This is a genomic window from Candidatus Enterococcus willemsii, assembly GCF_009933335.1.
In the GTDB taxonomy this organism is placed as follows: domain Bacteria; phylum Bacillota; class Bacilli; order Lactobacillales; family Enterococcaceae; genus Enterococcus_F; species Enterococcus_F willemsii.
Map to the genome: position 1 here is coordinate 108,918 of NZ_MAEL01000054.1, position 20,516 is coordinate 129,433.

General features: G+C 37.2%; 23 protein-coding genes. 22 read left to right on the plus strand and 1 reads right to left on the minus strand.

Annotated features, from left to right (window positions below; genetic code table 11):
- Positions 1-3: 3 nt before the first annotated feature.
- Entirely contained in the window at positions 4-2,064 is a 2,061-nt protein-coding gene (locus BAU17_RS11590; protein WP_202622323.1) for a methyl-accepting chemotaxis protein, read from the minus strand.
- A gap of 539 nt (positions 2,065-2,603) precedes the next feature.
- Between BAU17_RS11590 and flgB the strand changes: the two genes are divergently transcribed.
- From flgB to BAU17_RS11700, 22 genes are read left to right on the plus strand one after another with little or no spacing between them, the layout of a single operon-like run.
- Positions 2,604-2,981: a flagellar basal body rod protein FlgB gene (flgB, locus tag BAU17_RS11595; protein ID WP_161902986.1), complete on the plus strand. Its 378-nt coding sequence runs from the start codon at positions 2,604-2,606 to the stop codon at positions 2,979-2,981.
- Positions 2,982-2,994: 13 nt separating this feature from the next.
- The gene (flgC, locus tag BAU17_RS11600) at positions 2,995-3,423 is read left to right on the plus strand and encodes a flagellar basal body rod protein FlgC (protein WP_161902987.1); all 429 of its coding nucleotides are present in this window, start codon (positions 2,995-2,997) and stop codon (positions 3,421-3,423) included.
- Between the two features lie 4 nt (positions 3,424-3,427).
- Entirely contained in the window at positions 3,428-3,754 is a 327-nt protein-coding gene (fliE, locus tag BAU17_RS11605) for a flagellar hook-basal body complex protein FliE (protein WP_161902988.1), read from the plus strand.
- 33 nt (positions 3,755-3,787) lie between these two features.
- A complete protein-coding gene (fliF, locus tag BAU17_RS11610) occupies positions 3,788-5,401 on the plus strand; it encodes a flagellar basal-body MS-ring/collar protein FliF (RefSeq protein WP_161902989.1) in 1,614 nt (537 codons plus the stop codon).
- Between the two features lie 17 nt (positions 5,402-5,418).
- Positions 5,419-6,426, plus strand: a complete 1,008-nt coding sequence (gene fliG / locus BAU17_RS11615; protein ID WP_161903197.1) for a flagellar motor switch protein FliG — start codon at positions 5,419-5,421, stop codon at positions 6,424-6,426.
- Positions 6,410-7,249 carry a FliH/SctL family protein gene (locus BAU17_RS11620; protein ID WP_161902990.1) on the plus strand — a complete coding sequence of 280 codons (840 nt, stop codon included), beginning with the start codon at positions 6,410-6,412 and terminating at the stop codon, positions 7,247-7,249. The genes fliG and BAU17_RS11620 overlap by 17 nt, the downstream gene beginning before the upstream one ends.
- An 8-nt stretch (positions 7,250-7,257) precedes the next feature.
- Positions 7,258-8,595: a flagellar protein export ATPase FliI gene (gene fliI / locus BAU17_RS11625; RefSeq protein ID WP_418904815.1), complete on the plus strand. Its 1,338-nt coding sequence runs from the start codon at positions 7,258-7,260 to the stop codon at positions 8,593-8,595.
- Between the two features lie 17 nt (positions 8,596-8,612).
- Positions 8,613-9,032: a flagellar export protein FliJ gene (gene fliJ, locus BAU17_RS11630; protein WP_161902992.1), complete on the plus strand. Its 420-nt coding sequence runs from the start codon at positions 8,613-8,615 to the stop codon at positions 9,030-9,032.
- A 17-nt stretch (positions 9,033-9,049) separates the two neighbouring features.
- The gene (locus BAU17_RS11635; RefSeq protein ID WP_161902993.1) at positions 9,050-10,717 is read left to right on the plus strand and encodes a flagellar hook-length control protein FliK; all 1,668 of its coding nucleotides are present in this window, start codon (positions 9,050-9,052) and stop codon (positions 10,715-10,717) included.
- An 11-nt stretch (positions 10,718-10,728) separates the two neighbouring features.
- Positions 10,729-11,166: a flagellar basal body rod modification protein gene (locus BAU17_RS11640; RefSeq protein WP_231474860.1), complete on the plus strand. Its 438-nt coding sequence runs from the start codon at positions 10,729-10,731 to the stop codon at positions 11,164-11,166.
- A 27-nt stretch (positions 11,167-11,193) separates the two neighbouring features.
- The gene (locus tag BAU17_RS11645; RefSeq protein WP_161902994.1) at positions 11,194-12,108 is read left to right on the plus strand and encodes a flagellar hook-basal body complex protein; all 915 of its coding nucleotides are present in this window, start codon (positions 11,194-11,196) and stop codon (positions 12,106-12,108) included.
- A 28-nt stretch (positions 12,109-12,136) separates the two neighbouring features.
- Entirely contained in the window at positions 12,137-12,346 is a 210-nt protein-coding gene (locus BAU17_RS11650) for a flagellar FlbD family protein (RefSeq protein WP_161902995.1), read from the plus strand.
- 8 nt (positions 12,347-12,354) lie between these two features.
- Entirely contained in the window at positions 12,355-12,891 is a 537-nt protein-coding gene (locus BAU17_RS11655; protein WP_161902996.1) for a flagellar basal body-associated FliL family protein, read from the plus strand.
- Between the two features lie 10 nt (positions 12,892-12,901).
- Positions 12,902-13,282: a flagellar biosynthetic protein FliO gene (locus tag BAU17_RS11660; RefSeq protein ID WP_161902997.1), complete on the plus strand. Its 381-nt coding sequence runs from the start codon at positions 12,902-12,904 to the stop codon at positions 13,280-13,282.
- Positions 13,266-14,030, plus strand: coding sequence for a flagellar type III secretion system pore protein FliP (fliP, locus tag BAU17_RS11665; protein WP_161902998.1), 765 nt, complete (start codon positions 13,266-13,268; stop codon positions 14,028-14,030). The genes BAU17_RS11660 and fliP overlap by 17 nt, the downstream gene beginning before the upstream one ends.
- Positions 14,031-14,078: 48 nt before the next feature.
- Entirely contained in the window at positions 14,079-14,342 is a 264-nt protein-coding gene (fliQ, locus tag BAU17_RS11670; protein WP_161902999.1) for a flagellar biosynthesis protein FliQ, read from the plus strand.
- 9 nt (positions 14,343-14,351) lie between these two features.
- Positions 14,352-15,104: a flagellar biosynthetic protein FliR gene (fliR, locus tag BAU17_RS11675; RefSeq protein ID WP_161903000.1), complete on the plus strand. Its 753-nt coding sequence runs from the start codon at positions 14,352-14,354 to the stop codon at positions 15,102-15,104.
- Positions 15,105-15,117: 13 nt separating this feature from the next.
- Positions 15,118-16,182: a flagellar biosynthesis protein FlhB gene (flhB, locus tag BAU17_RS11680; RefSeq protein WP_161903001.1), complete on the plus strand. Its 1,065-nt coding sequence runs from the start codon at positions 15,118-15,120 to the stop codon at positions 16,180-16,182.
- A 23-nt stretch (positions 16,183-16,205) separates the two neighbouring features.
- Positions 16,206-18,281: a flagellar biosynthesis protein FlhA gene (gene flhA, locus BAU17_RS11685; protein ID WP_161903002.1), complete on the plus strand. Its 2,076-nt coding sequence runs from the start codon at positions 16,206-16,208 to the stop codon at positions 18,279-18,281.
- 23 nt (positions 18,282-18,304) lie between these two features.
- The gene (locus tag BAU17_RS11690) at positions 18,305-19,015 is read left to right on the plus strand and encodes a sigma-70 family RNA polymerase sigma factor (protein WP_161903003.1); all 711 of its coding nucleotides are present in this window, start codon (positions 18,305-18,307) and stop codon (positions 19,013-19,015) included.
- Positions 19,012-19,713 (plus strand): flagellar hook-basal body protein, encoded by a 702-nt coding sequence (locus tag BAU17_RS11695; RefSeq protein WP_161903004.1) that lies wholly within the window; start codon positions 19,012-19,014, stop codon positions 19,711-19,713. Before BAU17_RS11690 ends, BAU17_RS11695 begins: the two co-directional genes overlap by 4 nt.
- Before the next feature lie 13 nt (positions 19,714-19,726).
- Positions 19,727-20,509 carry a flagellar hook-basal body protein gene (locus BAU17_RS11700; protein WP_161903005.1) on the plus strand — a complete coding sequence of 261 codons (783 nt, stop codon included), beginning with the start codon at positions 19,727-19,729 and terminating at the stop codon, positions 20,507-20,509.
- Positions 20,510-20,516: the final 7 nt, after the last annotated feature.

Sequence of the window (20,516 nt, forward strand, 5' to 3'; positions counted from 1 at the left end):
TTGCTAGTCAATCATTGTTAAGCGACTCATGCTTTGTTTTAAACCTTCAGAGATATTTTGTAAATCACTGACATGGCCAACAAATTCTTCCATAGTTGCTAAGACTTCTTCCGCGTTAGCAGAGACTTCTTGGGTACCAGCTGCATTCTCTTCGGTTGAAGCAGAGATACTTTCGAGATTTTCTAAGACAATATTTTGAATTTCAACAATGCGATTAGTAGAGATTTCAATTTCTTGAATCCCCTTAATCATCGCTGAACTGCGGTTAAAGACTTCTTGTGAAGAGTAAATCGCTTGGTCGATTAGTCGAGTTTGTTGCTCGCTACCTTCCAATGAGCGTGAAGCTTGTTCCACCATTTGTGTTGATTGTCCTTGGATAGTACCGATAATTGTTTCAATTTCTTTTGTTGAGTTTTTACTTTGTTCTGCAAGTTGACGAATTTCCGAAGCGACAACGGCAAAACCTTTCCCTGATTCCCCGGCACGTGCAGCTTCGATTGAAGCATTTAACGCGAGTAAGTTTGTTTGGTAAGAAATATCATTAATGACGTTGATAATTTGATTGATATCTTGAATGCTTTGATTCATACCATTCATACTGTCTACTAAAGAACTCATTTGAGCCATTTCATGTTGCCAACTTGAATTAACGGCATTCATGACTTCCATACTCTGTTGATTGATTTCGGTTGATTCTTTTGATTGGTCATTCATGGTAGTTACATTTTCAGTAAGCTCTTGAACGATGTCTGATAGTTGTTGTAATTGAGAGACACTACGTTCTGTTTCTTCTGCTTGTGTGCCAGTCACTTCAGCAATACCAGTAATTGTTTCAGTCACTTCACTAGTAGCAGAACTTGTTTGTTGGGATAACTCCAATAAAGAATCAGCCATAGTAGCGACGTGGTTACTTTCGTCTTGTACCTCAGAAACCATTGCACCTGTTCCTTCGATCATTGCATTATAGCTAGACGCCATTCGATGAATTTCTGTGCCGTTTTCATCGGGATACACGTAGCGACGAGCAGCATTGACAATACTAAAGCGATTATCTTTGGTCTTTTCTTGCTTATTGATTTTACGATAAGTACCATCTTTCATTTCATTAAAATGTTCTTCAAACACATTGATAATTTCTTTAATAATATTACGAACTAAGAAAGCAAACAATGTGACTAAAATCAACATAACAATAGCAACGATAGCGGAATTGCGAATCAAACCAGTTGTTTCAACTGAATACTCATCGTTACGAATAGAGGCATATGCCCAAGATTGACTGCCTTCACGTCCTTTATCAAAGTATAAATTTGTCACATCAGGACTTTCAGTATCTTCTTTTTTAAGTTCTACCATTGCTTCGTTCTTCTCTGAATTAGCAATTTGCTTAAAGATTTCTGTTTCGGAAATGTCTTTACCAATTCTAGCCGGATTAGCATCAGCAACGATAATTCCTGAATTAGAGATTAAGGTGATATAACCTGTACGTCCGACTGTCAAATCACTTAATAGTGTACCAATACCTTCATATGAAATGTTCAGACTAATAACACCCCAGCGTCCATCTTTTTGGCGAATCACTTTTGAAGCGGTGGTTAAATAATCTTCTCCTGCAGCATTTTTGTAAGGTGGTGACCAAGCAACTTCACCGTTTTTTTTGACAGCAGCTTGGAACCAAGGGCGTGAGCTAGGAACAAAATCGTCTGGTAAATCACTTAATGAAGTAAATTCATCTTGGTCTGTTGCAAACGTCATACCTTTAATTCCCGAATCTCCGTATGTAACTAAATTCATTGTTTCATGAATTTTATTTAAGTCCCAATCTTCTTGGAAAGCAGGTAATTTTGTAATTTCCTCTAGGCGTTGAGCAGTTGTATTTAATAAATTGTCTTTTTCTGTAATAACTGCATTGGTTGTACTTCGTTGGTTAGTTTCATTGCGATCGCGTAATAAATCAGTATTTAGTTTGTATGAACTTGCTAGCATAACTAAGATAGGTAACAAAGCCAATGAAATTAGCACAGAAAGAATAAGTGAACCGATACTTTTTTTTCCTTTTTTCAATGTTTTTCCTCTTTTCACACATAATAGTGAGCAGTTAATGCTCATACAAAATAAAATCGGTTGTTATTCTATAAATTTAAGCATAAAAATAAGAAATCTTTTTTTATTGAATTGTTCGCTAATAAAATATATTTCAAAAAAACTGTTTCTGTTATCGGAAAAATATCAAACTTACTATTATAAAGTGCGATGTAAAGAAAAAAGTCAAATATTTCACATGCTTTCGCTAAGTGGTTTTGTTATTTTTCAGGGGGCGAGCTTAGAATGCAATTGTAAAATTCTTTGAAATTAAGCGATTTATGGTATTTACGATAGGTTTTATTTATAGTAAACTTCTCTTTGGATTAATAAAAATTATTGTAAAGATGCACTGAATTACTTATACTTAATAAGCGTATTAATTTTAAATTAAGGTAAATTTTATCGGATTGTAAAAACTGAAATATTTTAGAAAATTAATGCAATTATTTGTTGGTTCAAAAAATAAAAAACGGACAATAATTTTTTGAACATTTTGTAACAAGGAAGGATGATGGCGATTGGATACATATGGGTTATTAAAAACAGCAATGCAGGTTGCAAATACACGCAGTGAATTAATTTCTACCAATATTGCTAATGTCAATACGACAAATTACAAAGCAAAACGAGTCGAGTTCGAAAGTGAACTACAAAAAGCTATCGGTCAAAATGACTTTCATTTAAAGACTACAAACAAAAATCATTTGCGAAATGATGTAACGAGTATTCAACCTGTGGTAAAAGAAAATCAGACATCTTCAGTAAAAGAAAATGGCAACAATGTTGATTTAGATGTGGAAATGCTCAATCAGGCAACAAATGGGTTATACTACAATGCTTTAACAGCCCAATTAAATGGACGCCTAAAAATGATGAATTATGTATTGAGCAATTAAAAGGAGATTGAGTATGAGTATTTTTAATGGATTAAACATCAATGCGAGTGGCCTTTCTTTAGAACGTTTTAAATTGGATACGATTTCGACGAACATTGCGAATGTGAATACTGCTCAGACGATAGAAAGTGATGCTTATCGAAAAAAAACAGTCGCGTTTTCAGAGAGTTTAAAAAACGTGCAGCAAAGCAATGCGTTAACCAATAAACAGAGCTATGGCGTGCGTATCGACGGCATTCGAGAAGATGACACAGTTAACTTGAGTTACGACCCGACAAACCCAGCAGCAGATGAAAATGGTTATGTTGAGCAATCGAATGTAAATGTGGCGGACGAAATGATTGAAATGATTCAAACATTGCGTACATATGAAGCAAATGCATCAGCCGTCGAAATGAACAAGAGTATGTTGAGAAAAGCACTAGAAATTTCAAAGGAGTAATGACATGAATACAATATCGTATGCACAAAGTTTGTTGGATTATCAAAAACAAATTCAAGAGTTGCAAGCAACGAATACCCCTCAAATCACTCCTCAAGTTAATGAAACGGAAAAATCATTTAGTTCTCACTTAGGTGAAGCCATCGCGGGATTAAGTCAAAACATGCAGATTATTGATGCAGATACTACACGTGTGATTTCTGGCGATGAGAATGATTTAGCAAAAGTAATGACAAATATGACGGAAGCGCAATTATCATTACAAACAGCGGTACAAGTACGTAACAAATGTTTAGAAGCATATAACGACATTAAAAATATGCAATTCTAAAAAATGAGCACATAGCTTGGAAGGATGGAATGAATGGGTGCCAATATAAAAGAATGGTTCGAACAAATAAGGTACAAATGGCAAAATCTTAGCTCATTGATGAAGAAAGTAGCTATTTTAGGAATAATCAGTTTATTAGTTATTATTGGTACCTTTTCTTATATGATGAACAAAGTAGAATACGGCGTTCTTTTTTCTAACTTAGCTCAAGCAGATGCGGGCAAAGTAACGACTGATTTGAAGGAAAAAAATATTCCGTACAAATTAGGAGATAATGGAACGACGATTCTGATTGATAAAAATATGATTGATGAATATCGAATCGATTTGGCTGTTGAAAATAAATTGCCAGATAGCACGACAGGATTTGAGTTATTTGATCAATCAGACATGATGACAACCGACGAAGATCGTAAAATTATGTATCAACGTGCATTAACAGGTGAATTGGAACAAGCAATAGGCTCGCTTGATGGCGTTCAAAAAGTAAAAGTTATCTTGGTTACACCGGACGATGGGGTTTTTAGTCGTGAAAAGAAAGATGCCACAGCTTCGATTGTCTTAACATTGAACGGCAATTTATCGGACTCATCAATTCAAGGAATTGTGACATTAGCTTCTGGCGCTGTAGAAAACCTATCACCAGAAAATGTAAAAGTCGTTGATGCAAATGGTAAAGTTTTAGCTGGTGGCGAAGAGGCAGAATCCTTAGCTAATGTAAGTGACCGTTACATAGGTATCAAATCAGCCTATGAAGAGGCATTGGAAAAGAAAGTTCGGAATTTGTTAGAACCAATTTATGGGGCAGATAAATTAAAAGTATCCATCAATGTGGATTTAGATTTCGATTCTGTGGAACGAACAACGACAACTTACAATAACCCCGAAATACGAAGCGAACAAGTAGAAGCATCAGGGAATGCTGATGCAATTCAAGAAGCACAAACAGGACAAGTAAATGACAACGTAACAGTTGTCACTGGCGATGACGCAGAGGGCAATCGTAATTATCGACGTAGTGTGAACAACGAACTTGACACGGAGACGACCAAAACAATTAGCGCTCCGGGCATGATTCGACGCATGACTAGTTCTGTCGTGGTGCCAGGTAATTTACCCGCTGATGTCCAACAAGAGCTACGAACCTTGATTGCTTCTGCTGTCGGGTTTAATGAAGAACGTGGCGATGAAATTGCTGTCCAAGGGTTAGATTTTGAAACAGCAGAAGATGATGGAGCAACCGATGACATGATTGAGCAACAAGCGAAAAATGCAAATTGGTGGATTTATCTTGCCATTGCAGGTGGTATCCTATTGACGATTGTTATCGTAACTATCATTATCTTGATAGTGCGTAGACGTCGCAATGATGATGATTTCCTTGTAGCCGAAGAAGAGATGCAAGAATCTGTCGCTTCACCAGCTTTGGATGAAGAGCTACTACAATCAATTGCACGCAATCAAGCGACAACTGCTTATGAAGAAGCAGAGGACGATAATGAAATCGATACAATTGATCCAGCTGAAAATGAAAAACGAAAAGAAGCAGAAAAATATGATGAGCGAGATCGTCGTGCAAAACAATTTGCGAATGACAATCCTGAAATTGCAGCAGAATTAATTAAAGCGTGGTTGAAAGAAAAATAGATGGAGGGACGCAAATGATGGATAATACCATGGAAGGTATTAAAAAAGCAGCAGTATTATTAATTTCGTTAGGGTCAGAAACCTCCTCCAAAGTGATGAAATTACTACCAGAAGATATGATTCGCAAAGTAAGTTACGAAATTGCGAATACCGATATGGTCAGTCCTGAAGAACGAGAGCTTGTCCTAGAAGAATTAGTCGAAACTTCAAGTGCACGACAATACGTCTTAGATGGTGGGATTGATTATGCGAAAGATTTATTGAATCAGGCATTAGGACCACAACGAGCAAAAGATGTGATTGATGTTTTAACACAAATTCAATTGAGAGAACGCCCGTTCAATATTGTACGTAAAGCAGATACCCAACAATTAACAAATTTATTACTAAATGAGCATCCACAAACCGTGGCTTTAATTTTATGTTATTTACAACCTGAAAAAGCTGCGACCGTTCTTTCACAATTTCCAGATAAATTGCAAGTTGAGATTGCAGAGCGTGTCGGCATGATTTCAAGTACGTCGCCAGCGATTATTCGTCGTATTGAAAAGGTCATTGAAAATAAATTCTCTAATTATGTTGAAAATAGCACTGAAAATGTCGGTGGTGTGCATACACTGGTCGAAATTTTAAACTCTGCCAGCCGTGGTACCGAGAAGAATATCTTGACCGATTTAGAAAAACGCCAACCGGATTTATCCAACGAAGTCAAGTCAAGCTTGTTTACCTTCGAAGATATTGTTGGTTTGGATCGTTTGGATGTACAAAAAGTGTTGCGTGACGTCGAAAATACTATGTTGGTACTGGCATTGAAAGGAACGACGGAAGATATTCGTGAATTCATTTTTACAAACTTATCAAGTCGTGCTGTACAAAATATTAAAGAAGAAATTCAGTTTATGGGACCAACTCGTCTATCGGCAATCGAAGAAGCACAACAACACGTTGTCGCTGTTATCCGCCGATTAGACGAAGCCGGTGAAATTTATATTGGAAGAGGCGAACAAGATGCCGTGGTCAAATAAGTCGTTAGTTAAAGGGGCAGAAGTTGGTAAGAGTAACAGCTCAAAATCAATTGTCACAAAATTACCGACTCTTCCAGTAAAAAAAGTTGCTACTTCTACCCAAGAAAATCAATTGAAACAAAAAACTGTAGTAAAAGAGCCTGAACAAGCTCAGTCGCTAACTAAGGAGCAAAAACAAGCGCAAAAATTGGAGGCAATGAAAACGACGGTTCTGCAACAGGCCCAAGAAGAAGCAGCAAAGATTATTGAAACTGCGCGAGAACAAGCAACTATCATTCAAGCACAAGCGCAAGAAGAAGCACAAACAGTGAAAACAATCGCTCAACAGCAAGGACTTGAAGAAGGCCAGCAAAGCGGTTACCAAGTGGGCTATCAAGAAGGCATTACCCAAGCAAAAGTAGAAAGCGAAGAATTACTGAAACAAGCGACGGCCTCATTGCAAGAGGCAATGGCTTCTGCTGAAACGTATGTGAAGGAGAAACAACAAGAACTTATTCAATTCAGTATCGAAATGGCAGAGGCACTTATTCAGGCCCAATTTGATTTTGATGAAAAAACAATATTAGCAATTGTAAATCCAATTCTGCTAAAGCTTGAAAAGGCTGATCAGCTAATAACGGTTCGCGCAAATGGCCGCTACCATGAATTATTGCAAAGAAGAATGGAACAATTAAAGCAAGAGATTCCTTCACTACGATATGTAGTCTTAAATGATGCATCGATGGGGGCGTATGAACTATCTGTGGAGTCAGATGAAACATTGGCAATTTTTCATTTAGAAGATGAACTTCGCAAATTTTTACAACAAATTTCAAAGGACTGATGACTAATATGGAGCTAGTATTACCGACAGAACGATATGTAAAACAAGCAAAAAAATATCCATTTTTTTCAGTATACGGAAAAGTCAGTGAGGTTGTGGGCTTAATTGTCAAAGTCGAAGGTTTAGATGTTTTTGTTGGAGAAATTTGTGAGATTAATATTCGAAATAGTGATAAAGTGGCCTTGTCAGAGGTTGTAGGTTTTGTCAAACAGACGGTTTTACTTATGCCGTTGGACGAACTGGAAGGCATTGGACCAGGCTGTTTGGTAAAAGCTACCGGACAAACACTGACTGTTAAAGTTAATGACGAATTGTTAGGTCATACATTGGATGGACTAGGTCGACCCTTGGATGACTTAGTTATTGAAACAGACTGCTTTGAATATGAAGTGTTAAATGATTCACCGGATCCGTTTAAACGTCGCAAAATCGAGCAAGTGATGAGTACTGGTGTCCGTGCTATTGATGGCTTAATGACCGTAGGCGAAGGACAACGTATGGGGATCTTTGCTGGTAGTGGTGTTGGTAAAAGTACACTATTAGGTATGCTGGCAAGATATTGTGACGCGGATGTTATCGTCATTGGGTTAATTGGTGAGCGTGGGCGTGAAGTAAAAGAATTTATTGAAAATGATTTAGGCTTAGAGGGCTATCAAAAATCAGTTGTCGTGTGTGCCACGTCGGATTCACCCCCACTGGTTCGTTTGAAAGGTGCTCATGTAGCAACGGCAATCGCTGAATATTTCCGTGATCAAGGCAAAAAAGTTGTCTTGATGATGGATTCAGTTACCCGATTTGCTATGGCACAGCGAGAAATTGGTTTGTCCATTGGCGAACCTCCGACAACAAAAGGTTATACTCCTTCAGTATTTACTGCATTGCCGAAACTGTTAGAACGTAGTGGTATGTCTGATAAAGGATCAATCACAGCTTTCTATACTGTGTTAGTTGAAGGAGACGACATGAATGAACCGATTGCCGATGCAGTGCGAGGGATTTTAGATGGCCATATTTTACTTTCAAGAAAAATTGCTTCACAAAATCATTATCCAGCGATTGATGTGCAAAATAGCTTAAGCCGACTCATGAAAAGTCTCGTTGCCCCAGAACATTACAAACATGCCGGTGAGTTGAAAGAAAACATGTCTGCTTATACCGAAGCAAAAGATTTGATTGATATTGGTGCTTATCAAAAAGGATCAAATCCATTAGTAGATTATGCGATTTCTCTTCATCAACCAATCAATGCATTTCTAAGACAGCAAGTAGAAGAAAATTCTGATATGGAAACAACCGTGATGAAATTGCATTCATTATTTAATGATGTAGCAACTATTAGAAATTAGTCAAAAGAGGAGATAGCATGGAAAAATTTCAATTCTCATTAGAAAAAGTGTTAGATTATCGTTGGTTGCAAGAGCAAGATGCAAAACGTGTGTATGCTTCGGCACAAAAAGCACTAAACGAACAAGAAAGTATTCTCCAGCAAATCAAACAAGAAAAAAATGAATTGATGGAAATTCGAGAAACAACGGTTAATCGGATGCAAGTACAGCAGTGGTATCTCTTAGATTTGAACCAACGATTAGTAGCAACCACACAAACGATTCAAGAGATGCGTCAATATGTGGCTACAGCTTTACAAAATTATATTACTGCACAAAAAGAACGAAAAATACTTGAAAAACTTTCCGAAAAACAATTAGAGGAATATCAATTAGCAGCCAATCGAGAAGAGCAAAAAATGTTAGATGAGATGGCAAGTCGAAGACGAATCAGTTAAACGAGAGGAAGGGACAAATGGAACGAATTCAACGTACTACTGAAATAAGTAATTTTCAAGTAGAAAAAGCGACAATCATACATGATATCAGTAAGTTTAGCACATTATTCCAACAGCACCTCTCTCAACACAATACGATGGAATCATCCTTTGGTGGACAATCAGAAACAATGAATCCCATGAGTGATGCACAGGAAAACTCCTCTACATACCAAGACCAGTCTGAAATCGATGCAACAGATTCAACAAATAAATCTTCGTCGGAACTATCTGAAGTACGCACATCTTTAGAAACAGAGCATGTGGATAAGTCAAATGCAGAGGTAGTTGGCGAAAAAGTCACACAAAAAGCTAAAAGCGATTTGTCAGAGCAAGAACTGTTGGCGAATGCGGAACTAACTGAATTTGTGACAAGGATGCCAAACGAAACACAAGAGAATTCAACGCGTGTTTCTCATTCAAAATCGAATGTGGCATCAGAGGAAACAATAAAGTTAGCTGAATCTTCTGGAATGACGTATGACTTCATGCCAGTTGTTGAGACGCAACCCGTTAATGAACAGTCAGAATTACTTGATGAAAGTATGGGATTACCTAGTTCTGATGAATATTCATTGGAAGAAATCAAAGGAATAACGGAAACTACACAATTCATTGAGGAAGAACAGTTAGCACAACAGATAGCAGAAAATGCTTTTAAAAAGTCTATTCACTCCTCCCAAATGGCTGATGATGTGGCAGAACGAGACAACTTGACGGCTGCTGATAATAAAGTTTTCTCACTGAATGATGAGCAACAGTTGAGTGAGAAGTCCACACAATTGAATGAATCTGTTGACGTAATGAAAGGACAATCAACTGAAATTAGTTCCGTATCTAAAGAAAAGCAGCACATGTTAAGCGAATCAGCTGAGGGGCTACAAGAAATAAAAGCGCCAGTTCGCATTGCAACAAAACAAGTCTTAGTTAAAGACTCGAAACAGTCACAATTGCCAGAAGATACAGAAGAACATATTCAAGCAGAGCAAAGCGTTAGTGAGGCTAAACTAGCGGAACTAAAAGGATCAGTAATTTCTGAAACAGAAGCAGTTGCTAGCGTATCTAGTAACGTGCATAAAAAAATACCAGAATCACAATCAATGGTAACTGAAATAGTTGAAGGACAAACAATTAGTCAAGATGTAACACCCACAATTGTTCATATAGATGTCCCAAAATTGGCACAAGGAAACAGTGAAACAATTGAAAAAGTTGCGGAGACTTTTGCTAAACCAGTTGTTAAAGAATTGAAGTCAATTGTTCGACCAAATGAGAAAGTATTGACCTTTGATTTAGCTCCCGATCATTTAGGGAAAGTTCAAGTCAAAATGAAGGTTACTGCGCAGATGGTATCATTAGAATTTACGGTTCAATCAGAACAAGCTAAAAAAGCCTTAGAAACCATCACTCCTAGCTTCGATAAAGTGTTACAAAAACAAGAACAAGTACCAGTTTTCTCGATTACTCGCACTGCGGAAGCACCGCTGGCTATGTCAAGTGAAAATCAATCTTCACAAAATTTTCAGCAAAGCTTTTCACAAGAGCGTCATATGCCTCAGCAACAACGTAGTTCGATGAAGTATAAACGCCCAGTGGAAGAAATAACAGAACCAGAAATAGAAGCTCGAGTGAGTATTTTAGCCTAGGAGGGAAAGACATGACAGATTCAGTAAATGGGATGACGCCTTTATACAGCCCAGCTACAGCAGCGGCGAACCAGAAGGAAAGATCGTCAGATATTTCAATGGATGATTTTTTGAAAATTTTAGCAGCAACTATGAGTAATCCTACAGTGAGTGCTGGTGGTGAATCAGGAGGCAACGCTGGTACTGATTACGTTGGACAATTCGTCCAATTTACCACCCTGCAACAAATTAAGGAAATCGGTGATGGTTTATCGCAATCTGTACGCATGACCCAACAGCAGCAAGCCTTCGATTTATTAGGTAGAGAAGTAACCGTTAAAGTAGATGACGAAAACAACGTGACAGGAAAAGTTGAAAAAGTTCGTTTTGTTGATGGCTATGCAACAATTGTTGTGAACGGTGAAGAGTATTACATGAGTGGTGTCCAAGAAATTGGCGAAAAAAAATAAAGTAGAAAATTTTAGGAGGAAATAAAAATGTTAAGATCTCTATATTCAGGTGTTAGTGGAATGAAAAATTTACAAACAAAAATGGACGTGGTTTCAAATAATATTGCCAATGTAAATACCGTTGGCTTCAAATCAAGTCGTGTCATGTTCCAAGATATGATGAATCAAACGACTGCTTCGGCAGCACGACCTGCCAATGGTTTAGGCGGAACAAACCCACGTCAAGTTGGGTTAGGAGTCCAAGTTGGTTCAATTGATACGGTTCATACGCCTGGTTCTAAGCAATCAACAGGCCGAGACTTAGATTTTTATCTAACAGGAGCAGGTTATTTTGTAGTAAGAGATGGTGCTGGCGATGAGTTATACACAAGAGACGGTATCTTCACACGTGATGCAGAAGGCTCAATTGTTAATAGTGCAGGGATGAAAATTTTAGGGCAACAACTTGGAACACCTATGACAGAAGATGACTACATCGCAGCGGTTAAAGGTGCAAATGGAGATCCTTTGAAAACATTCCCAACTGATCCAAATAACATGCAAGGATTAGTTGTACCTGCAACTATTGATGATGCTAATGGCACACCTCAAACGTACCAATCAATGGCTATCGACCGTAACGGAATTGTGACTGCCAAATATGGCAATACAAATTATGTCTTAGGGAAAGTCGCCGTTGCAACCTTCACTAACCCGGATGGACTAGAAAAACAAGGTGGCAATAATTATGCGGCTTCACCTAATACTGGCGCGCCAATTATCGCTGGTGCTGGCGAAAATGGTTCAGGTCTTTTAGAGTCTGGAAGCATCGAGATGTCGAATGTTGATTTAGCCAATGAATTTACTGAAATGATTGTAGCTAGTCGTGCTTACCAAGCCAACTCACGTAGTATTACAACTTCTGATGAAATGCTTCAAGAATTATTGAACTTGAAACGTTAATTCACATTAAACTAAAGGAGATACTCAAATGATTCTTGTTACAGCAATTAATAATAAAGAATTTTATCTAAATCCTGATTTGATTTATCGCATAGAAGAAATACCAGACACGCTAGTGACATTGGTTGATGGAAAAGCCATCGTTGTTAGAGAACCTGCGGAAGTTGTCGTACAACGAATCGTTGAGTATCGTAAACAAATTAGTCAGCCAATTGTGAATGAAAAAGAACAGATGTGAGGTGAGTCATGGTGGAAAAGAAAGCAAATAAGAAAGCTACAAAAGCAGAAAAAAAAGCAAACAAAGAACAAAAAGAAAAAAAGGACATTAATATTGGTATCGTATTACCATTGATTCTAGTTTTGGCAATTATTGGTAGCGTGATTGGGACAATTGTGACAACAAAATTCCTTTTACCAACACCGGCTGCTGGGCAAATCATTGAAAAAGAAGTACAACCCGGAAAAATTGAAGAAGGTCAAGTGGTCGTACCGTTAGAAGAATTTTTAGTAAATTTGGCTCAAACAGAAAACAAACCGCAACAGTATATTCGTGTCACAACATCGATTCTAATCGATGAAAAAAACAGTGATGAAGTCGAAAAGGGAATTGCACTTGTACGTGATGGGATTGTTAACACGTTACGTAAAAAACATGAAAGCGACATTCTTAATACAGAAGATGGTATGGATCGCTTGAAAGCTGAATTAAAAGACACAATTAATAATGCTTATGGAAAAGAAATTATTCGTGATGTATTCATTACAGATTTAGTCATTCAATAAAGGAGTAATTATGGAGATAGTATTTTTACTGATAAAGATGATTGTATTCCTCTTTGTCTTGCTATATGTAGCGAACCAGTTGATTCGATATTTGAATAATCGAACCCAACAAAGTGGCGGTAAAACATTACAAGTGTTAGAACGAATTGCTGTTAGTAAGACGTCTGCAATTGGAATTGTCAAGATTTTGGATAAATACTATGTCATGAGTTTAGCTGAACAAAGCAATGAAATTATTCGAGAATTAACACCCGATGAAGTTCAAAAGTATCGTACGAGTCAACCGCAAAATATAGAATTTGTTCCAAAACAGTTTGCGCAATTGCTTCAAAGTAAAAAAGACGTACTGTCCAATAGAAAGAGGAAATCGTCACATGAAAAAGAAGAATAAACGTTGGCTTACTTTAGTAGGTCTCATCAGCTTATTTTGGCTATTTCCGATACAAGCTTATGCACTAGACACAGGTGAAATTACAGATACGATTAATGGGTTACTCTCTAATAGCGGTTCTTCTGATATCACAATTAATACCTTTGTGATGATGACACTATTGTCGATTATTCCTGTCTTGTTAGTTATGACAACTTCATTTACACGTATTATTATGGTTCTTTCGTTTGTACGTAATTCGTTAGGAACCCAGCAAAATCCACCGAACCAAGTATTGATTGGTTTAGCTTTATTTTTAACATTTTTTGTCATGCAACCTGTGTATACCGATATTTATACAGATGCAATTAAACCTTTTCAAAATGAAGAGATTTCCCAGCAGGAAGTGTTTGATCGTTCTGAAGTACGCATTAAAGAATTTATGTATGAACAGACACGAGATAAAGATGTAGAATTATTTGTTGATTTGGCAGATAAACGAGGGGCATATGAATCTTTTGAAGATTTGCCACTTACAATTTTAACCCCGGCTTTTATTATCAGTGAATTACGAATTGCCTTTAGCATCGGCTTTTTAATTTTTATTCCGTTTTTGATTATTGATATGGCAGTTGCTAGTATCCTGATGTCTATGGGGATGTTCATGCTTTCGCCAGTAATGATTTCATTGCCATTCAAAATATTATTGTTTGTATTAGTAGATGGTTGGTACTTAGTCGTGGAGTCGTTGATGAGAAGTTTTTATTAAAACAAAGCTCATTGCGAAACAGTAGTTCAATAGAAAGCAGGCGAAAATATGTCCGTTCAATTGGTTTTAGATGTTCTTAGCGAAGCTTTTATGAAGATTTTGGTTGTCGCTGGTCCGGTGGTTATTGTGGCAATGATTGTCGGATTAATTATTAGTATTTTTCAAGCAACGACACAAATTCAAGAACAAACATTAAGTTTTGTTCCTAAATTATTAGCCATTTTTTTAACCTTAATTTTAGCTGGTAATTTTATGTTAAATACTTTATTACAATTTACGCAATCGATTTTTAAAATCATTGCTTCACTGTGAGGAAGAAAGATGGCACAAGTACAAGTTTTTTTATTCATCTTTATACGTATCCTTTCTTTTATTGCAGTTTGTCCCGTCTTCTCGCATAAAGGCGTTCCGTTAATGGCACGATCTGTTTTAGCAGGGAGTTTAGTTATTGGTTCTTGGCACTTTGTCGAAGTGACATCTACGGTTTATCCTCTCTTTCTATTTGGATTGATTAGTGTGAAAGAGGTTTTGTTAGGATTAGCCATGGGGTATGTGAGTCAGCTTATTTTTACCGCAGTTGAAATGGCTGGGCAATTAATCGATTTCCAAGTAGGATTTTCAATGGGACAAGCTTATGATCCGAGTTTTCAAATTATGTCTTCTCAATATGGAAAGATGTATTATTGGGTAACCCTTGCACTTGTTTTTGTCTTAGATTTACATCATTTATTGATTCAAGGTGTGGTCACGTCTTTTCAATTAATTCCACTGGGGGCATTTCCTATTGAAGGAAGTACAGTGGATGGCATTGTTCAGTTGTTTGCGGGGACTTTTGAAATGGCGTTAAATTTAGCAGCGCCCTTGATTGTTACGGTGTTAATTATTGATATTGTTTTAGGGGTTATTTCACGGACGATTCCCCAAGTCAATGTATTAATGCTAGGAATGCCTATCAAGACAATGGTTAGTTTCGTGATTTTTTTAATGTTAATTCCTAACATGATTAGTTATTTAGGAAAGCGGCTCCCACAAGCACTTTCTTTCTTACAGTCCTTTATTGAATCGTTAAGCTAGTGAGGTGAGGCAAATGGCAGAAGGTGACAAAACAGAACAACCCACCCCCAAGCGTCTGAAAGATGCGAGGAAGCGTGGAGAAGTGGCGAAAAGTCCTGATATTTCGTCATCGGTCTCCTTATTAATTTTTGCAGGAATGCTAATTCCACTTTGGACCTATGTCATGAAGAAATTATTGCCATATCTGGTAACCTCCATTCAACACGTACATAATTATGAACATTTGATGGAAGATTTGCCAAAGATTGCTTTACAAGCAATCGCCGTGTTTTTACTAACTTGTTTGCCTTTTTTTGCGATTACATTGGTTGTCGGTTTTATAGCTAATTTTGTACAGGTCGGCGTCCTTTTTTCAGGAAAAGTGATTAAACCAGATTTCAAGAAATTAAATCCTTTACAAGGTATGAAGCAATTATTTGGAAAGCAAACATTGATGAATCTTTTCAAAACACTTGTAAAATTTATAGTCGTCATTCTCTTCTGTTATCAAAAAATACAGGATGCTATTCCAATATTGTTGAACTTAAGTACAGTTGGTACAGAAAAACCACTCCAATTTTTACTCGGTTTTGTACGTGGTTTAGCACTACAAATTGGTATGATTTTGTTTGTACTAGCAATTATTGATTATATATTCCAACGTTATTCTCAACGGAAAAAACTGAAAATGACCAAACAAGAAGTCAAAGAAGAATTCAAACAGATGGAAGGCGATCCGCAAGTGAAATCACAGCGGAAAGCGAAGTATCAGGCCATGGTTCGGAATGCGATTGCCAATGTGAAAAATGCAACTGTCCTAATCACCAATCCAACCCATTATGCCATTGCTTTACGCTATCAGCCAGAGGAAGATGATGTACCAATTGTCTTAGCAAAAGGTGCGGATGATTTAGCCCAACGGATGAAAGCGGAAGCGAAGTTACATGATATTCCAATGATTGAAAACAAAGCTGTTGCACGTGCCCTCTATCCAGAAATTGAGCCAGGAGATAGTATTCCAGTGGAGTGGTATGAAGCTATCGCGGAAATTATCGCCTTAGTATATCAATTAGAAGAAAAAAACAAAGGAAAATTGTAGCATATTAGAAAGTAGGAGAACGGATGAACGAAGCAACAAATGAGAAGAAAAATAAATCAATCAATCTTGCAGACATACTAATTTCTGCGATTGTCGTAGGAACAATTGGTTTAATTATTATTCCGTTACCTGCAGCAATACTGGACTTTTTAATCATTGTCAATTTAACAATTGCGATGAATATTCTGTTGATTACTTTGTTTACCAAAAATGTGTTGGAATTTGCCACCTTCCCGACAGTTCTATTAATTACGACGATGTTTCGTTTAGGCTTGAATTTATCGTCTACACGCTTGATTTTAACGAATGGAAGTGCAGGGCATGTCATTGATGCCTTTGCTAACGTTGTGGCTGGAAACAATTATATTGTCGGGATTATTTTATTTGTCATTATCATGATTGTTCAATTAGTTGTAGTAACTAACGGTTCGAGTCGGGTATCTGAAGTGTCTGCAAGATTTACTTTAGATGCGATGCCGGGGAAACAAATGGCGATTGATTCAGACTTAAATTCAGGTTTGATTACAGAAGACCAAGCAAGACAGCGACGCAAAGATTTACAACGAGAAGCTGATTTTTTTGGTTCAATGGATGGTGCTAGTAAATTCGTGAAAGGTGATGCCATTGCAGGCATCATGATCACATTGATTAATTTAATTGGTGGTGCCGTTATTTTTTCTCTCAATGGACAATTAACAATTGTTGAAGCCTTCTCACAATTTGGAAAATTATCAATTGGTGATGGGTTAGTCAGTTCCATTCCGTCATTATTGATTTCCGTTGCTTCAGGTATTATTGTCACGCGTTCTGATAATTCGGTATCGTTTGGTTTGGATATCGCTGGCGACTTCATGCGTAATCCGCTGTTATTTCGAATTATTAGTGTCATTTTATTAGTCTTGGCAATTGTGCCGGGCTTCCCGTTTCTACCATTTGTGATTATCGCTGCTGCTTTATTTGGGATTAGCTTATTCATTAAGCAACAAGAAGAAAAAGCGATTATTGAACAGAAAAAGCAAGCCCAAACTTTGGCGTTGCAACGGAAAAAAGAGCAACAGGAAGAGGAAGAATCGGTCTCAGCTTTTCAGGTAGAACCCATCTCGATTGAAATCGGCTATGCCTTAATTCCAATGGTGGATAGTACGTTAGATAATAGCTTAATGAATCGGATTGTTGCGATCCGCAAACAAAGTGCCCATGAGCTAGGTATTTTAGTAAATCCTGTCCGTATCAGAGATAATCTATACCTTGAACCCAATAATTACTCCATTAAAATTCGTGGAAATGAAGTCGGTAGCGGTGAAATTTATCCAAATAAATTTATGATTATCAGTAATGGCGAACCGTTTCCTTTCCAAGGACAGTTAACCAAGGAACCAGCCTTTAATTTAGATGCAATGTGGATTGAAGAAAAAGATAAAGATGCTGCTGATTTACAAGGATTTACAATTATTGAACCATTGACTGTCGTAGCGACCCACCTAAAAGAAATTATCTACAGTCACGCCTCTGAATTATTGGGACGTCAAGAAGTGAAGAAATTACTCGAAGGTATTAAAGAGCAATACAATGTCGTCATCGACGAATTAATTCCTGATATTATGCGACTAGGGGAAGTACAAAAAGTTTTACAAAACTTATTGGATGAACAAATTCCCATTAATGATTTGGCTTCGATCTTAGAAACACTTGCGGATTACGGCATGGTTACCAAAGATATAGAAACGTTGACTGAATATGTACGTCAATCATTGAAACGCACAATTTCAGCCAAATATGCAGACAATACGCATTCAATCAATGTTGTAGTCGTTCACCCGAAAGTCGAAGAAATTATCTTGCAAAGTATTCAAAAAACAGCAACTGGTTCCTATCCTGTCTTAAAACCAGATGTTGTGAATGAGTTGTTAGAAAGATTAGGCATTTTACATCAACAATTAATGATGGAAAATGTGCCTCATGTTATTTTAGCATCACCAAAAATTCGTTTGGCATTTAGAAAATTAATTGCATTCAATTTCCCTGACATAGCTGTTTTATCACTGAATGAAATACCAAATGAAATGATGATAGAAACCGTAGCGAACTTAGAACTTTAATAATGATGAAAGGAGGGCTTGGAATGTATGAAATGAGTATGGAAGAAGAGATTATGAAATACTTACCTTTGGTTGAGCGAGTGGTGAACCGAATTGGGATTAAAAATCATGAGTATGAACCTGGCGATTTATTTAATATTGGCGTAATTGGCTTAATGGATGCTATTCATAAATTTGACGCCTCTAAAAAAGTACCGTTTGAAAGCTATGCAGCTATTCGTATCCGTGGCGCTGTGATTGATGAGGTTCGTAAAAATGCCAAGCTCTCCAGATATAAAATGGCGAATGTCAATGCTTATTACAAAGCTAAACAAGACTTGGAACAGACATTAAAACGTGAAGTCACGGACAGTGAAGTATGTACAGAAATGAAAATTAATCAAAGTCAACTAGCAGATATTTTTGATAGTATTCATTATTTAGCTAGTATCTCATTAGAAGACACCTTGTTTAACCAAGAAGATGATGGTGTGGAATTAAAAGATACCTTACGCGATACGTCGACTAAATCAGCAGAAGAACAATTATTAGATACTGAGCATAAAGATGCATTACAGCATAGTATTGAGCAACTAACAGAAAGAGAACAATTATTGTTAAGCTTATACTATAAGGAAGAGTTGACATTACGAGAAATTGCGGAAGTCTTGGAAATTTCGATTGCAAGAGTCTCTCAAATTCACGGCAAAACAATTAGTAAATTGAAAAAGCTCATCGAGGAGGAAATGGCATGATTCGCGCATTTGATACATTAACAAAAAACTTTGATATTTTACAAAAGAGACAAGAAAATATTAGCAGTAATATGGCTAATTCCCAAACGACAGGCTACCAGTCGAAGCAATTATTTCAACAAACATTAAGAGAAGTCGAGATACATAACTATCAAAACGGAGCCCGACTGGATCAACGGAATGATTTGGGGACGTTTACTTTCGGAAATGAAATTGGCGGTATCAATTTAAATATGGAAAAAGGTGCTTTTGAAGAAACCGGTCGACCCACTGATTTTGCAATTGGAACAGAAGGTTATTTTGCTGTACGTCTACCTAACGGGCAAACAGGTTATACCCGAAATGGTAATTTCGTGTTAAATGACCAGAACCAATATACAACGCAAGAGGGTTATCTTGTTCTTGGAGGAAATAATCAACCAGTCCTAGCAGAAAATCCTAATTTTCAAGTTGTGACATTTGCTAATCCACAAGCACTGACTAGTGAAGGTAATACGTATTTTCAAAGTAATGCAGCGGTTCAAGCTGTAGAAAATCCGCGTGTTTTTCAAGGATATTTAGAAACATCAAATGTGACTGTTGCAGATGAGATGGTTGCTATGATTCAGACCTCTCGTGAATTTGAAGCAAATCAAAAAGTCTTAAGTACGACAAATGAAACATTACGTAAAACAGTCAATGAATTAGGTAGATTCTAAAGGAGAAAAGTAAATGAACTTAAATAGCTTATTACATGTGAGTCGTTCTGGCGTCAACGGGATGCAAAAGAAAATGGACGTCACATCAAACAACATTGCGAATGTTAATACGACTGGTTATAAAGAAAAACAAGTCAGTTTTCGCGAATTATTGAACAATCCAACCACAAATAATGATGCACCTCTTGCTGCCAATGCACAAGTAGCGTTGAGCCGAGGGACAGGTGCGGATGAACAGAGTGTTAATTTTAGTCAAGGAAGTTATTTGCAAACTAATTCTCCGTACGATTTTGCCATTCAAGGAGCCGGTTTTTTTGGTGTTCGTGATGCCGACAATCAATTAGTGTTAACGCGAGATGGAAATTTTGGACGCGATGAGGTGGGACGTTTAGTAAATAACCGTGGACAAGCAGTTGAAATGAATTTAACTGTGCCTTACCAAGAGTGGCCAACAGGAACGCCCGTGGTAGATACATATGGCAATGTATCAATTGTAGATGGTGGTACGACAACAAATGTGGGCCGTTTAGTAATGTATTTGCCAGAAAATAACGAGAACTTAATTGCTGATGGGAACAATCAATATCGTGTAGCTGCTGGCACAAATCTAGCAACTTCCGATGCAAATCCAGAATTGTTTGGTGATATTGCTCAAAACAGGTTAGAAAATTCAAATGTAAATTTAGCGCAATCGATGACGGATATGATTGCCACCCAGCGTGCCTATTCGTTGAATATCCGTGTGTTACAAAGTACAGATGAGATGTTAAGTGTTGTTAACCGATTTACAGAATAATTAAAGG